This is a genomic window from Variovorax sp. OK212, assembly GCF_900112425.1.
Taxonomy (GTDB): domain Bacteria; phylum Pseudomonadota; class Gammaproteobacteria; order Burkholderiales; family Burkholderiaceae_C; genus Variovorax.
Genome location: NZ_FOLP01000007.1, coordinates 138,578 through 153,833, shown reverse-complemented (window position 1 = coordinate 153,833; position 15,256 = coordinate 138,578). Strand labels below are relative to the sequence as shown.

Below are 15,256 nucleotides of genomic sequence, written 5' to 3'. Positions count from 1 at the left end.
CCGGAGACACGACACCACACAGCGCGCGTGGGGTATCGCCCCCTCTCCCCTTGGGGAGAGGGCTCGGGTGAGGGTGAGCGGCAATCAAGGCCGCGCGATGTTGTGAGGCCGATGCCCTCACCCTGACCCTCGCCCAGAGGGAGAGGGGACAAGACAGAAGGCAAAGCGCTGCGCCAGGTTCTGCCCTCTCTCGAGAGAGAGAGAGACAGGACCAGGGACATGGCACAACACAACGCGGCGTGAGGTCTTACTCCCTCTCCCTCCGGGAGAGGGTTGGGGTGAGGGCATCGGCCTCCGAACAGGCGCTGCGCTTCATCGAAAGCACAGTGCCCTCTCCCAGCGAGAGAGGGAACAAGACAAAGAACCCTCAAGCCTCCTCGTACCACCGGTCCTTCGCCAGCATCACCCGGTGGTGCCCATGCCCCGACGGCATCATCGGGAAGCAGTTCTCCTGCGCAGCCACTTCCACATTGAGAAAGAACGGCCCCTCGCTCGCCAGGCATTCGGCCAGTGCGTCTTCGAGATCGGCCGGGTCGGTCACCCGGCGCGCACCCCAACCGAAAGCCTTGGCCAGCGCAACGAAATCGGGCAGCGCCTCGTTCCAGCTGTGGCTCAGGCGGTTGCCGTGGTTCAACTCCTGCCACTGGCGCACCATGCCCATGTAGCCGTTGTTGCACAGCACCAGCTTCACCGGCACGCGGTGCTGCACCGCGGTCGACAGCTCCTGGATGTTCATGAGCACCGACGCGTCGCCGCTCACGCACACGGCCATCGACTCGGGGTGGCCGATCTGCGCGCCGATGGCGGCCGGCAGGCCGTAGCCCATGGTGCCCGCGCCGCCCGATGTGAGCCAGTGCCGCGGGCTGTCGAAACGCAGGTACTGCGCAGCCCACATCTGGTGCTGGCCCACGTCGGTCGACACGATGGTGTCGCGCCCGCTCGCGGTGATGGCGCGCTGCAGCGACGACATCAGCTGCTGCGGCAGGATCGCGTCCTCGCGCGGCGTGAAGGCCAGGCAGTCTTCGGCGCGCCAGCGCTCGATGCGTGCCCACCACGGCGCGAGCCGCTCGGGCGCGAAGCCCTCGGCCGGCAGCAGCTCCAGCAGGCCGTTGAGGATCACCGCGCAGTCGCCCACCATCGGCACGTCGACCTGCACCACCTTGTTGATGCTGCCGGGGTCGATGTCGATGTGGATCTTTCGCGCATGCGGGCAGAACTCGTCGAGCTTGCCGGTCACGCGGTCGTCGAAGCGCGCGCCGATGCACACCACCAGGTCGGCCTCGTGCATGGCCAGGTTGGCTTCGAGCATGCCGTGCATGCCCAGCATGCCGATGAACTTGGCGTCCGACGCCGGGAACGCGCCCAGCCCCATCAGCGTGAGCGTGCACGGCGCGTGCATCAGGTTCACGAGCCTGGTGAAGGCCTCGCACGCGGCGGGGCCCGAATTCACCAGCCCGCCGCCGCCGTAGATCACCGGGCGGCGCGCGGTGGAAAGCAGGTCTGCCGCGCGCTGCATCATGGCCTTGGGCGGCAGCGCCGAGCGGCTGGTGCGCAACGCGCGCAGCGGTACGGCGTCGGACTGCGGCGCGTGACCCAGGCGGTTGAGCTGGATGTCCTTGGGCACGTCGAGCAGCACCGGCCCGGGGCGGCCGCCCGATGCGATCTCCAGCGCGCGGCGCACCAGCGCGGGCACGTCGTCGGCCGAGCGCACCTGCTTGTTCCACTTGGTCACCGAGCGCGACATGCCCAGCGCGTCGCTCTCCTGGAAAGCCTGCGTGCCGATGACGGCGGTGGCCACCTGCCCGCTGATGCACAGCACGGGCACCGAGTCGCTCATCGCGTCCAGCAGCCCGGTGATGGTGTTGCCCACGCCGGGCCCCGAGGTCACCAGCACCACGCCCACGCGGCCCGTGCTGCGCGCATAGCCTTCGGCCGCGTGCACGGCCGCCTGCTCGTGGCGCACCAGCACATGGCGCAGCCGCGGCTCGCCGTGCAGCGCGTCGTACAGCGGCAATGCGGCGCCGCCGGGGTAGCCGAAGATGGTGTCCACGCCGCACTCGACCAGCGTGTCGAGCAGGGCTTCGGCGCCGTTGCGGATGCGCGCTGGCGCTTCCGGGTGAAGGGACAGGGCGTTCGTGAGGGGTAGGTCGAGCAGTCGCATGCCGTCAATTCTTCCGGTTTCGGCGCAAAATATGCTTCTTTCTTTTGGCTCTTTAGGCGCGATTCATGAAAATCAATCGGCAAATCCTTGGCAACGACGATGGATCTTTCGAAGGATCTTTCGACAAGACCGACCTGGCCATCCTTCGCGTGCTGCTGCTGGACTCGCGCAAGACCCTGCAGGAGATCGGCAACGAGGTCGGCCTGTCGCCCACCAGCTGCTGGACGCGCATCAAGAAACTGGAGGCCACGGGCGTCATCAAGCGCTACACGGTGGACGTGGACGCAGCCAAGCTGGGCTACCACGACTCGGTGATCGTGCAGGTCACGCTGGAGAGCCACACCGACGAAGCCCTGTACGACTTCGGCCGCACGCTGGCCACCATTCCCGAGATCCAGGAGGCCTACCTGGTCTCCGGCGACTACGACTACTACCTTCGCATTGCCGTGCGCGACACGCGTGACTACGAACGGCTGCTGCGCGAAAAGCTCTACAAGATTCCCGGCATCCGGCACAGCAAATCGCACTTCGTGCTGAGGGTGCTGAAGGAAACCAGCGTGCCCGTGACCTGAAGAAGCTGCGAACATGGCGGGGCACTGAAATCTCGCCAAAGGATCTTCGGATGTTCGACTTCTTCAAGAAAAAATCTCCGGCCGCCGCCCCCGCGGTGCCAGCCGCCGCAGGCGACGCAGCCGGCGCCGGCGTGCCCGCCCCGCTGGCCGGGCGCGACGGCCACGTCGGCGCCATCGAGGCCCTCACGCTCGACGGCACGATGTACTTCTTCGGCTTCGACTTCCGCAGCGACCTCGTGCTGTCGCCGCTCATGTCCGACCCGGTGCTCATGGCGCGCTTTGCCAGCCGTCACATGGCACAGCGCGACGGCACGCACGACAAGGCCTACTGGGCGGCGCTGGTCGGCTTTGCGCGCGAGGGCTCCGAGCTGTGCAGCAACGACGACGGCCGCAGCTTCGACAGCCGCATGCTCGCGGCCACCCTCGCCCGCCTGGCCCATGTGCGGCGCGAAGGCACGCCCGAGCCCGGCTTCACCGTGGAGTACCACCTGCGCTACCTGCTGGGCGCGGCGGGCGGCTGGGAAGTGCCCGAAGAAGCCGGCTCCGAAGACGCCGACCTGTGGATCTCGCAGATCGCCGGCGAGGCGCCGCTGGCCGACGGCATGCCGCTGCAGGAAGTGGCGGCGCGCCTGCAGCTGCACCTGAACGCGCTGGTCGACGCGGCGCCCGGCAACTGGGCGACGCTGTTCGCCGTGCTGAAAAGCTAGAAAGCTGAAGAGCTGAAGCTCTGCCTCAAAGCCGGATCAGCTCGACGCGCCGGTTCTTCGCGCGGCCCGCGTCGTTGTCGTTCGGCGCCACCGGCTCCGAGGCCCCTGCCCCGCGCGTGGTGAAGCGGCGCGGGTCGACCCCCGCCTTCACCAGCACCCCGATCACCGCCAGCGCGCGGCGCTTGGACAGGTCGTCGTTGTGCCTGGCTTCGCCCTGCGCGTCGGTGTGCCCCACCACCGACAGCTTCAGCGGCGGGTTGTTGCGCATGAGCTTGGTCATCTCGTCGAGCGTGGGCTGCGACTCGGGCTTGATCACGTCCTTGTCCAGGTCGAACAGGATGCCGTACAGGTTCACGCGCCCCGTCTCGGCCAGGCTCTTCTGCATGGCCGTGGCGTCGACGAACACGATCTTGTTGTCCTCCATCGCCTTGGTCTCGACCACGCGCACGAAGGCGTGGTTGCCGACGTCGGCGTTGTGCTCGGCCAGCGCGATGCTCGCGTACACCGTGCCCGTGGGCCCGGCCTTCTTCGCGAGCAGGTAGCGCCCGCTCACCCCGAAGTAGTTGCGCGCGTAGTCGCCGCGGCTGCCCAGGCGCGGCCACTCGGGGTTGTCGAAGGCCAGCGCAAAGTCGTACGGTGTGTTGGTGTCCACGCTGTTGGGCCGCGGCTTGTAGCAGGAGGCGTTGGCCGTGCCGCAGGTGAACAGCACCTCGAAGCCCTTGGCCTTCAGGCTGGCTTCGTAGTTGCGCTGCACCTCGAGCAGCGAGCGCTCCTTGGGCAGCCGGTAGAGGTACAGCGTGACCTTGCCCTCGACCTGCAGCAGCTCGGGCTTGCCGCCCGCCCAGTTCTGGAACGGCTCCTTGATGAGCCCGACCTCGTCGTAGGCGGCGGCCTTGTAGCCGTCGAGCACGGCGCCTTCGTAGCGGCCGACCAGCGGGTGGTCCTTGGCGGGTTCGGCGGCGAATGCGGCCAGGCAAAGCAAGGCCGTGGCAGCGAAGAAGGCGAGCTGTTTCATCGGAGACGTCGGGGTGGGCGGCAACGTTGCGGATGCTAGGGCGGGCATCGGCTGTTGGGCATTCGACGGATGGTCTATGCCGTTGCGAGTGCGGCCATGGCCGGCGGTGCCCTCGCCTCGTCGCCGCCGGCCTCGGCGGCGGCATTTGGCAACCATTGCGTCGCGCGATTCGAGACTTACTAGCGCATTCGGTTTCGCTGCCCACGCCGTGCCTCTCTACAGTGGATGCCCCAGACACTCAAAGCCCCACCCAGCGGGCAAGGAAGGCATCACACACAGCATTTCGAACGAATGAGCCGCAAGCTTCGCGGCGGGCCTTCGGTGCCACACGCATCGGGGCGAATGCGAAGCAGAAAAGGCGACGGCCGGGGCGTATCAGCACCCCAACCGTCTGACCACATCAAGTGCAGTTACTTTGGAAAGAAAGCACAAAACATGGCTAAACGAATTATGGCCCGGCGTCCCACGCCGGCACCTCCCGCAGCCGCGGACACCGCCGGTCCCAGCGCGGTGGACCTCCTCGAAAGCAATCTGGAGCAGCTGAGATCGCTGCTGTGGTGCTGCTACGGCGAGGGCATCGAATGGACGACAGGCGACGGACCGAAGCACCTGGAAAACGTGCTCTGGATCGCAGCCGAACTGGCACGCGAGGCGGCGGAGTTGTTCCAGGAGTGCGTGGCTGAACTGCAACCGGCCGCCTGATGCGGGCGGACCCCGGCTGACGGGGCATGAGCGGCAGGGTCGGTGCGCGAACCCGCGTGAAGTTCGCGCCTGATGCACCCGACGACCCTGCCGCAGCGAGCGGCGATGCGGGCGGTGCCTTGCATCGCCGGCTTCGAACGGGCGATGCCGGCTCACCACTCAGCCGGCGGCAGTTTCCCCGGGCTGCGGCGACTTGTCGCAATACTCGATCAGAAGCTCGGTGAGCACGCGGATCTTCCGCGCCGGATATTGGCCCGACGGCCGGATGACGTATGCCCCTGCCGGCGGCGGCGGGTGGCGCGTCATGACGGGCACCAGCGCCCCTGAAGTCACATGCTCGTGCGTGAGCCAGTCGGGCAAGTAGGCGATGCCCAGTCCTGCTGCCGCGGCGGCGAGCAAGGCCGTGCCGTTGTCGGCCTTGAAGCGGCCCCGGGGGCGCACCGTGACGATCTTGTCGCCATCCATCAGCTGCCATGCCTCGGTTCCCTGCATCAGCGCCTGATGCTCGAGCAGCGCCTCCGGCGTTTCGGGCGACCCATGCGCCTCGACGTAGTCCGGACTCGCAACGAGCTTGCCGTAGATCGGGCCGACGCGCCTTGCAATCAGGTTGGAGTCCTGCAGATAGCCGACCCGTATCGCGCAATCGAAACCTTCCCCGATGAGATCGACGAAGCGATCGCTGTAGCAGGTCTGGATGTGAAGCCCCGGGTGGCGCCGCCCCATCTCCGCGAGCATCGGCGCAAAGTAGCTCGGGCCGAAAGTCAGCGGCACGGCAATCCGCAGCCGGCCGCTCAGGTCGCCGGCGGGCGAGATGGTTTCCTTGGCCACCTCGATTTCGGCGCAGATCCTGGCGGCGTATTCCTGGAACGTCGACCCGGCTTCCGTGAGGGAAGCGCCGCGCGTGGACCGCGCCAGCAGTTGCACGCCGAGTTCCCCTTCGAGCCGCACGAGCCGGCGGCTCACCATCGACTTGGACACGCCGAGCCGCAGCGCGGCCGGCGAAATGCCCCCGGAGTTGGCAACTTCCACGAAGGTTTGAAGGTCTTCAATGTCCATCCAGCGTTCCTCATAACGCGACACAGATCGCCGCAAGATGGTACTACCGCACCTGAATGCGGAACGCAATACTGCGGACAGGCGACGTCGCTGAACGCGCATGTTTCCGGCGACCACTTCGCTCACAACCGCAACAAAGGATGCATCAATGACTTTTCGCAACGGCCTCGCTTCGCTGCTTCGCCCCGAGGACTCGGTCCTCGTTCTGATCGACCACCAGCCTTACCAGCTCGCGAATGTGAACAGCCACGAGCCGCAGATGGTGATCAACAACACGGCGGGCCTGGCGAAGGCGGCCCGGGCCTTCGGCGTGCCGACCATCCTGACGACGGTGATCGCCGACCGCGGGGGCCTGCTGTTCCCGCAGATCACCGAGGTGTTCCCCGGCCAGGAGGTGATCGACCGCACGTTCATCAACACCTGGGAAGACCCGAAGGTGGTGAACGCCGTCAAGGCAACGGGCCGCAAGCAACTGATCATTGCCGGGCTGTGGACCGAGGTGTGCGTCGCGATGCCGACCATCCAGGCGCTCGGCGAAGGCTGGGACGTGACCGTGATCACCGACGCCTCGGGCGCCGTGTCGGTCGAGGCCCACCAGGTCGCCATCCAGCGCATGCTCGCGGCCGGCGCCAACATGATGACGTGGATGGCGCTGGCGGCCGAATGGCAGCGCGACTGGGCGCGCACCGAGCAGGCCGTCGAGCTGACCAAGGTGATCACGCAGCATGCCGGCGGCAGCGGCATCGCGTTTCTCTGGGAGCAGCAACTCCTCAACACGCCCGTGCCTGCCAGCGCTGGGTGATTCGAGCGGGGGATGGAGATTCGGGGCGCCTGCGTTCCCGAACGACACGGACCGCTTTTTTCGAGCGTCGTCATCCCCCCTTCCACCGAACAGAACAGGACGTCCGCCGCACCAGGGTGCGGGCGGTCGGCTCGGTCGGCCCGGGCTACACAGCTCACCCGGGCCTTTCATCACCAGACTCAGAAGGACTCCGAAATTGTCGATCGATCGTTTTCCCGTCGGGCAGGAAATGGATGTCTCCTATCCGGACTTCCAGGTCAGCCTGACGTTGCTGTCCACCTCGCAACTGAAGTTCGAGATCAAGCAAGGGCCGTTCGCGCGGACCGAGGTCGTCGACATCCAGGTCGTGCCGCTCGGCAACAGCATCTTCGCCGTGAGCTGGCAGGAACAGAACGGCGCGACGGTCACGAATGTCCAGGACCACGACCGTGGCCTGGTGCACTCGTATGCCACGCTGCCAAGCGGCCAGTTCATGCGGTTGACCGGCACAGTGGCCGTCACCCGGCCGGCCGACGTGGTCTTCGATGACCGTCCTCGACGCAACAAGGCGTTGGTGCTCGAGGCGATGACATCGCTGTTCCAGCGTCATGACGCATCGGCGGTACGACGCCTCTACGCGCCGGACTACGTCCAGCACAACCCCAACATCGCGCAGGGCCGCGACGCGTTGGAGGCGCTTGTCGCCGGCCTGTCGGAAACCGTCTGGTACGAGCCCGGCCTTGTCGTCGCGCAAGGCGATCTGGTCGCCATCCACGGCCGCATCCGCGGCTGGGCCGAGGCACCGCAGGTGGTGGTCGATGTCTTTCGCATCAAGGGTGGCAAGTTGGCCGAGCACTGGGACGTTCTGCAGAACGAGGAGCCGTCGACGGCGGCCCTTGGCGGCATCGCGATGTTCGACCCCGAAGAAGGAGCCCCTCGCTCTCGGCCTTGAGCCAAATGGGCGGCAGGCGGCGACAACCCGCGCCGCCGCGTTGTGGCGCAGCGGTGCCCCGCGCACTTTCCTTTCTGTAGACAATGGCCCCACCCGACACCGGGCATGAGGGGATCAAGATGTCAGCCGACGACTGGTGGAAGTACGGAATCGTCTATCAGGTCTACCCGCGTTCGTTCCAGGACAGCAACGGCGACGGCATCGGCGACCTCGACGGCATCCGCGCCCGGCTCGATCACCTGGTCTCGCTCGGCGTCGATGCCGTCTGGATCTCGCCGATCTATCCCTCGCCGATGGCGGACTTCGGCTACGACATCGCCGATTTCTGCGACGTCGATCCGCGCTTCGGCACGCTCGACAACTTCGATGCGCTGGTGCAAGAGGCGCACGCACGGGGGCTCAGGATCATCCTGGACTTCGTGCCCAACCACACGTCGGACCGCCATCCGTGGTTCGCGCGGAGCCGCAGCGCACGCAGCGATCCGCGGCGCGACTGGTACATCTGGCGCGACCCGGCGCCGGACGGCGGGCCGCCCAACAACTGGCTCGGCAATTTCGGCGGGCCGGCCTGGGCCTTCGACGCGGCCACGGGCCAGTACTACGGCCATTCGTTCCTGAAGGAACAGCCCGACCTCAACTGGCGCAACCCCGAAGTGCGCGCCGCGATGTACGAGGTGCTGCGCTTCTGGCTGCGGCGCGGCGTCGACGGATTCCGGGTGGACGTGCTCTCCCAGATCGTCAAGGACGCGCAGTTCCGCGACAACCCGCCGAACCCCGACTTCGTCGAGGGCCAGGACCCGTTTCTCCGGCTGCAGATGCTCTACAACACCGACCTGCCGGAGGTGCAACCCATCGTGGCCGAGATGCGCCGCGTGGTCGACGCGTTCAGCGACGCGCGCTCCTCGCGCTTGCTGATCGGCGAGCTCTACCTGCCGCTGCCGCGCCTGGTCGCCTACTACGGACGCAACACCGAAGGGGTACTCGAAGGCGTGCAACTGCCCTTCAACTTCGAGCTGATTGCCACTGAGTGGCAGGCGGCGCGCATCGGCCGCTTCGTGCGCGACTACGAAGCCGCCCTGCCCGCCGGCGCCCAGCCGAACTGGGTGCTGGGCAACCACGACAAGTCGCGCATCGCGAGCCGCGTCGGGCCGCGGATGGCGCGGCTCGCGGCCATGCTGCTGCTCACGCTGCGCGGCACGCCCACGCTCTACTACGGCGACGAGATCGGCATGACCGACGTCCCCATTCCCGCCGATGAAGTGCAGGACCCGTTCGAGAAGAACAAGCCCGGCATGGGCCTGGGCCGCGACCCGGAGCGAACCCCCATGCAGTGGAGCGACGCAGCGCATGCGGGCTTCACGACCGGCACGCCGTGGCTGCGCCTGGCGCCCGACTGGCCCACGCAGAACGTGCGGGCGCAATCACGTGACGAAGGATCGATGCTGGCGCTCTACCGCAAGCTCATCGCGTTGCGCCGCGCGCAGCCCGCGCTGAACCGGGGCCACCATGAAGCGCTCGAAGCAGAGGGCGACGTGCTCGCCTATGCGCGCAACTTCGAGGGGCGACGGCTGGTGGTGCTGTTCAACTTCGGCGCCACCCCGGTGCCGATTTCGCCAGCGTTGATGCCGCACCGGCCGATCGTGCTGGCATCGACCGATGCCGCGCGCACCGAGTCCATCGAGGGGCGCCTGGTGTTGGCGCCTTGCGAAGGCGTCGTCATCGGCACCGTGGGCGACCAAGTTCCGCCTACACCCTGAGCACTCAAGCCTTGCCGGTCTGGATCTCGATGTAGCTGCGCGCATGCCAGCGCACGCGCACCGGCCACTTTGCGTCGGCGATGGTTTCGGAGTTCACGTCCTTGCCGCTGCCGTAGTTGACCTGCCGGTCGGGCCGCCTGTCGAGGCCGATCACCAGCACGATGCGGCTGCCCGCCGCAAGCCTGCAAGCCGTCACGCGCTCGACGGTGAACGCAAGCAACTGACGCTCGCCGGCCCGAAGCAGCCGGCGGCGCACGCGGTGGCCCGCGTAGCTGGCGCGGAAGTCGTAGGGGTCGAACAGCAGTTGGTACTCGCCGCTTTCGGTCTGCTCGTACAGCGAGATGTTGAAGTCCACGTCCTGCCGCGAGGGCGTGATGTCGAACACGCCGCGCAGGCTGCCGAAGATCTCGGTGCCGTCCGGGAACGGATCGCTGACGAAGCTGATGCTGTTGCGCGCCGGCAGTTGCTGCATGCGCAGCGCGTCGGGCCACGGGTCGCGCACGTCGCGCCTGTCGGCCAGGTCGACCGACAGCCGCGCATTGCCACCGCCACCACCACCACCACCGCCTTCGGACGGCGACGGCAACAGGCGGTGCGGCTCGTCGCGCTCTGTGGTGTCGAGGTACAGGCGCAGCTGGGCCTGGCTGCGCTGCGGCGCGTCCAGCACCGGCACATGGCGCCACTGGTCCGCGCCCATCACCTGGTAATTGACGCGGTCCGCCAGCAACGAAGGCTTGTTCGCGCCCTGCAGGACATGGTCCAGCCACTGGTAGCGCAGTTCGGGCAGGTCGACGCGCGCGACGGGGTCGAGCGTGTAGCCGCGCAGCCTGGCCGCCGTGCCGAGCCGCACCGAGGCCGCGTCGTAGGGGCCGAGCAGCAGCGTGGTGTCGGCCTGCGGCTGGTTGCGCAGATGCTCGTGGTGGTAGTAGAGCGCGCCGGCGTCGCCGCCGTAGTAGCCCGCAAAGCTCAGCACCGGAATGTCGATGCGCGCGAACTGCTCCGCCGACGGCAGGAACTTCTGCCAGTAGCGGTCGTGGCTCGGGTGCGTGAGCCAGGTGCGGATCAACCTGCTGCGCTTGCCCAGCAGGACGCGGTCCACGTCCCAGTAGGGACGGTTGCCGCGGTGCCAGCGCGCGTCAAGTGCCTGCCACATCGCGTCCGGGTCGGCATCGACGTCGGTGTCAGTGCCAGTGCCAGTGCCGGTGCCGGTGCCGGTGCCAGCGCCGGCCCGCACGGGTTCGCCGCTCGCATGCTCCTGCGCCCAGCGGACCATGGCGTTGCGGAAGATCTGCCCGGCCATCGGAAAGTCGATGCCCGGCGCCATCGGCGCGATGGTGGCAATGGCCTTCAGTGCCGCCGGCCGCCTGCGCGCGGCGGCCCAGGCGGCGAAGCCGGAGTAGCCGTCGCCGAGCATGCACACGCGCCCGTCGCTCCACGCCTGGCGGGCGATCCAGTCGATGACGGCGGCGGCGTCTTCGCCGTCGTGAACGAAGGGCCACACGGCGCCCTTGCCGTCGGGCGTGCGTCCGCGCACGTACGCCGTGACGCCGACGTAGCCTTTGGCGGCGCTGCGCTGGGCGTCGTCCTCGGCGGGGTCGAGCGTGAAGCGCAGCAGCGTCGCCAGGGCGCCGCTCGCGCGGCCGGGCCGCACCAGGTTCGCGTGGATGACGCCCGCGCGCACGGGAATCCTGATGCCGGTTTCCGCCACGTAGCGGATGCCGTTCTCCGCCGCGAACAACTCAGGCAGCAGCGCGTTGAAGCTGCGGCGCGACTGGTACGAGAGCCAGGTTCGCACGAGCGCCAGCGCATCGTCCTGCGGGAGGCTGCCCTTCGCGCGCCAGAGATCGAAAGCCTGGCGCAGCGGCTCCCTGTACGCCGCCGGCGGAATTTCGAGCCGCGCCATGATGGCCTGCGCTTGCACGTTGTCCAGCGGCGACACCAGTTCCCGGAACGAGCGCGCGTAGGCGTCGGCAAAACCGACGTGCTCGTCCGCTTCGAGCATGCGCGCACGCGCATAGATGCCGTCGAGGATCGCGCGCTCGACCAGGCCGTCGAAGGGCTTGCCCTGGCGGCGGCTGCGCAGCGAGCCGCTGCTGTCGGAGGCGGCACGGTAGGCGCCGCTGACGATCTGCAAGGCGGTCACGTTGGCCAGGAAGACATCGGTCTCCGCCTCCTGGTACACCGGCAGGATGCGCTGGGCCAGGTCCCGCATCAGGTCCGCCGTGGTGGCGTCGTCGGGATCGGGCGGCGGGCGGAAGCCGAAATCCGCCGCCCCGGCCGGCGCGGCCGCCCCGGCCCACGCGGGCAGCGCCAGCATCAGCCGCATGAGGGCGCGGCGCGCCCGGCTGACGGTCGACTCGGGGTGTCTCATGCTCGCTGCTCCTCGGGCTCGGCGCTGGGCGCCTTGACCAGATGCACCACCTGCGTGAACAGCCGGTCGTGCGCCCCGCCGGCCGAGCCTATGTGGACGATGCCCGTGTGCGTGAGCTTGCCCAGCACGCCGACGATGAGTTCGAGCGTGTCGTCGTCGAACGCGCTGAAGGCCTCGTCCATCACCAGCCAGGGCGGTGCCTGCAGCATCACGCGGGCGAAGCCCAGGCGCAGCTGCTCGTCCATGCTGAGCTCGCTCTCCCAGCGGCCCGTCCTGTTCAGCAAGGGCTCCAGGCGCTGCAGGCCCACGCTCGCCAGCGCGGCCACCATGGCCTCCCTGGGGTAGCTCGCGGGTTCCATCGCATACGACAGCACTTCGGCCAGCGTGCCGCGGGGAATGTAGGGCGTGCCGCGCGGCATGTAGTGGATCGTCTCGCCCGCGGGCCGGCGCACGGTGCCACAGCCCCAGGGCCAGAGGCCCGCGAGCGCGCGGAACAGCAAGGTCTTCTCCGTGCCCGGCGTGCCGAGGATCAGCACGCGCTGGCCGCGGTGCACCACCAGGCCCGGGGCGTCCAGCCGGTCGTGGCCGCTCCAGGAGCGGACCTCGAGCGCGTCCATCGCAAGCGCGCCGGCCTCGCCTTCTTCGTAGGCGATGCGGCTGCCGCCCGCCTGCGTCTCCAGGTCGGACGCCAGCATCCGGCGCAGGTCGGACACACGCAGCAGCGTGGCGCGCCAGTCGGCAATGATGCTGAAGTTGTCGACGAACCAGCGCAGCGACGACTGCGCCTGCGTGAAGGCCGCGGCCGCCATCATCAAGCCGCCGAACGACACCTTGCCCGAGAAGTACAGGGGCGAGGCCACCAGCGTCGGCGCGATGATGGTGACCCAGCCGAAGCCCGCGGTGACCCAGGTCAGGTTGGTCAGCCCGAGCACCACGCGCGACGTGGCGCGCAGCACGTCGCCGAAATGCGTGGCGACGCGGCGCTTCTCGTCGCCCTCGCCGCCCGCCAGCGAAATGCCGTCCAGATGCTCGTTGATGCGCGTCAGCGAGAAGCGCAACTCGCCTTCGCGCGCGTAGCGCTCGGCGTTGCGCGAGATCAGGCCGTTGCCGACCCAGTAGGTGACCAGCGAGCCGGCCACCGCATAGGCGATTGCCGCCCACAGCATGAAGCCCGGCAGCACGTGGTCCTTGCCGTCGAAGAAGAGGCTGAAGTCCTTGGAGATGACCCACAGCACGCTCGCGAAGCTGCCGAACAGCATCGCCGCCTGCAGCAGCCCCACGCCGAGGGTGACCGACAGGTCGCACAGCTTCAGCGTGTCGTCGTGCATGCGCTGGTCGGGGTGGGCGCCCATCGGGCCGCTGGCCTGGAGCCAGAACGCCCGGCGCGGCTGCAGCCACAGCCCCACGAGGTCGTTGACCACCGCTTCGCGCAGCTTCAGCTGCAGGGTTTCGCCCAGCCACCGCTGCCCGACGTTCAAGACCAGCAGCGCGCCCGCAATGACCGCGAAGACGCCCACCTGCACGACGAACTCGCTCAGGTCGCGGCGCGAGATCGCATCGTAGAAAGGCTTGTTCCAGCTGTTGAGCTCGATCTGCCCGTACGCCGTGAGCGCGACGACCACGATGATCGCGCCCATCAGCGCGACAAGCGATTTCGCGACCGGGGACACGCGCAAGGCGCCGAGCAACTCGCTGACCTGGCGCAAGACGCTGGTCCTTGCAGCCGGCTCGGCGCGGTTCTCAGGTCGCTCGCTCATCGCTATCGCGGCACTTGGCAGGCGGCGGCCGCGATGCGGCGCGCCGAGACACACGAAATGAACGCGGCGTGGCTCCAGGCCAGTTGCTTCGCCGAGGTCTGCGCGCCGCTGTGCTGGTCGAACTGTTCCGACAGGTCGCCACTTGCCGGCGTGTAGGCGCGCACGGTGGCGAGGTAGGCGTCGCCGCGTTCGATCCACCGGGTCGAAGGCCGTGCATCGCTGCCCGTCTTTCCGCTCGTATGGCCGGCCATGGCCGCGGCGCGGAAACAGAACTCCGCCGCGCCGAGCGTCGAGAAGTAGTACGCGCCGCCCGAGCAGTACACGTCGCCGGCGTACCGCCCCATCGCCGCGCCGCGGCCCGCGGCACGGCCGTGGTTGATCGGATAGGCCGCGTCGAACAGCGCGTCGAGCCGCGCCAGCGTGGCCTGCATGCGCGGGTCGGCCGGTCCATGCGCGGGCTCGGTGCCGAGGCTGTGGATCGCCGAGAGGATCACCGCGATGTCCAGCGCCTTGGGACCGGGCTGGCCGTCCGCCAGCACGCGTGAACGGTAGTAGCCGCACGCCGCGTCGTGATCGCCTTCGCCTTCGCCTCGTTCATCTGCCCAGTACCCGTCGAGCAGCTGCCGCACGGCCTGCGACTCTTCCCGGCAGCGTTGCGCCTGCGCCGAGTCGCCCAGCCCTTCCAGCCACGCCGCGCCTTCGGCCAGCGCGGCCCCTGCGACGCGCAGCGTGTAGTAGTGGTGGCCGAGCTCCTCTTCCCAGATGTCGTAGGACGGCTCGCGCCAGTGGCGCAGCGTGAAGCCGATGTCGAAACGGATCAGCGGCACGACCTCCGCCAGCAGCGCGGCGTCGAGGTGCCCGCCGGCCACCCAGCGCAGCAGCGCCAACGCGCGCAGCGGCGGACCGTCGTGCTGGGGGCGCGCCCATCGCAGGGCGTCGAGCGTGCCGTCGGGGTTCACCCTGGTATCGGCAACGACGGCATCGGCGTAGGCACCCGAGAGGTCGTCGTCCTCGCGCAGGTACTGCAGCAACTCGGGCGCCACGCGCGCCTTGCGGTCCTGCACCGCGGCCACCGTGCGGCCGTCGAGCCCGTTCACGGCAAGGCTGAAGCGGGTGAAGTCACGCAGATGCCGCAGGGCTTCGTCGCCGATGCGCCGCTCGGCGTAGAGCAGGCGCAGCGCATCGATGACGACTGCGGAGTCGCGAAACCAGTGGAAGAAGTAGTCCGGGTCCGGGTCGTAGTTGCCGAGCACGGGCGAGGCGACGATGGCGCCAGCGATCGGCCGTATGGTCTGGCCGAAGCCCGCGCGGTGCTTGACGATCGACAGCGGCGAGATGCTCGTCAGCATCGCGCTCGCCGAACGCGAAAGCTGGCTGTCGAGCCAGGACTCGAAAGCCGGGTCTTGCGGGCTCGCCACGCCGAAG

The 15,256-nt window shown here is 68.5% G+C and carries 12 protein-coding genes; 6 read left to right on the top strand and 6 right to left on the bottom strand.

Annotated elements, in window-relative coordinates; all coding sequences use genetic code 11:
• Positions 1–367 precede the first annotated feature (367 nt).
• Positions 368–2,161 carry a biosynthetic-type acetolactate synthase large subunit gene (ilvB, locus tag BM004_RS21580; protein WP_093216586.1) on the bottom strand — a complete coding sequence of 598 codons (1,794 nt, stop codon included), beginning with the start codon at positions 2,159–2,161 and terminating at the stop codon, positions 368–370.
• Positions 2,162–2,226: 65 nt separating this feature from the next.
• On the opposite strand from ilvB, the gene BM004_RS21575 reads away from it, so the two are divergent.
• Together BM004_RS21575 and BM004_RS21570 are read left to right on the top strand one after the other, a co-directional pair.
• On the top strand, positions 2,227–2,733 hold the full coding sequence (locus tag BM004_RS21575) for an Lrp/AsnC family transcriptional regulator (RefSeq protein WP_218152712.1): 507 nt from the start codon (positions 2,227–2,229) through the stop codon (positions 2,731–2,733).
• A 50-nt stretch (positions 2,734–2,783) separates the two neighbouring features.
• Complete coding sequence (locus BM004_RS21570; RefSeq protein WP_093216584.1) at positions 2,784–3,440, top strand: hypothetical protein; 657 nt, start codon at positions 2,784–2,786, stop codon at positions 3,438–3,440.
• Between the two features lie 25 nt (positions 3,441–3,465).
• Here the strand turns inward: BM004_RS21570 and BM004_RS21565 are convergent, their stop codons facing one another.
• The gene (locus BM004_RS21565) at positions 3,466–4,455 is read right to left on the bottom strand and encodes an OmpA family protein (RefSeq protein WP_093216581.1); all 990 of its coding nucleotides are present in this window, start codon (positions 4,453–4,455) and stop codon (positions 3,466–3,468) included.
• A 510-nt stretch (positions 4,456–4,965) separates the two neighbouring features.
• Between BM004_RS21565 and BM004_RS21560 the strand changes: the two genes are divergently transcribed.
• Entirely contained in the window at positions 4,966–5,157 is a 192-nt protein-coding gene (locus BM004_RS21560; protein ID WP_256219980.1) for a hypothetical protein, read from the top strand.
• 159 nt (positions 5,158–5,316) lie between these two features.
• On the opposite strand, the gene BM004_RS21555 is transcribed toward BM004_RS21560, so the two are convergent.
• Positions 5,317–6,213 (bottom strand): LysR family transcriptional regulator, encoded by an 897-nt coding sequence (locus BM004_RS21555; RefSeq protein ID WP_093216576.1) that lies wholly within the window; start codon positions 6,211–6,213, stop codon positions 5,317–5,319.
• 148 nt (positions 6,214–6,361) lie between these two features.
• Between BM004_RS21555 and BM004_RS21550 the strand changes: the two genes are divergently transcribed.
• The 3 genes from BM004_RS21550 to BM004_RS21540 all read left to right on the top strand — a co-directional run bounded on the left by BM004_RS21550 (position 6,362) and on the right by BM004_RS21540 (position 9,703).
• A complete protein-coding gene (locus BM004_RS21550; RefSeq protein ID WP_093132217.1) occupies positions 6,362–7,015 on the top strand; it encodes a hydrolase in 654 nt (217 codons plus the stop codon).
• Positions 7,016–7,211: 196 nt separating this feature from the next.
• Entirely contained in the window at positions 7,212–7,946 is a 735-nt protein-coding gene (locus BM004_RS41800; RefSeq protein WP_218152711.1) for a nuclear transport factor 2 family protein, read from the top strand.
• A 119-nt stretch (positions 7,947–8,065) separates the two neighbouring features.
• Positions 8,066–9,703 (top strand): alpha-amylase family glycosyl hydrolase, encoded by a 1,638-nt coding sequence (locus tag BM004_RS21540; RefSeq protein WP_093216842.1) that lies wholly within the window; start codon positions 8,066–8,068, stop codon positions 9,701–9,703.
• A gap of 4 nt (positions 9,704–9,707) precedes the next feature.
• On the opposite strand, the gene BM004_RS21535 is transcribed toward BM004_RS21540, so the two are convergent.
• The 3 genes from BM004_RS21535 to BM004_RS21525 are packed head-to-tail and all read right to left on the bottom strand — an operon-like array spanning position 9,708 to position 15,249.
• On the bottom strand, positions 9,708–12,074 hold the full coding sequence (locus tag BM004_RS21535; RefSeq protein ID WP_093216574.1) for a CocE/NonD family hydrolase: 2,367 nt from the start codon (positions 12,072–12,074) through the stop codon (positions 9,708–9,710).
• The gene (locus BM004_RS21530; RefSeq protein ID WP_093216571.1) at positions 12,071–13,831 is read right to left on the bottom strand and encodes an ABC transporter ATP-binding protein/permease; all 1,761 of its coding nucleotides are present in this window, start codon (positions 13,829–13,831) and stop codon (positions 12,071–12,073) included. The genes BM004_RS21535 and BM004_RS21530 overlap by 4 nt, the downstream gene beginning before the upstream one ends.
• Before the next feature lie 2 nt (positions 13,832–13,833).
• Positions 13,834–15,249, bottom strand: a complete 1,416-nt coding sequence (locus BM004_RS21525; RefSeq protein ID WP_256219979.1) for a glycoside hydrolase family 15 protein — start codon at positions 15,247–15,249, stop codon at positions 13,834–13,836.
• Positions 15,250–15,256 lie beyond the last annotated feature (7 nt).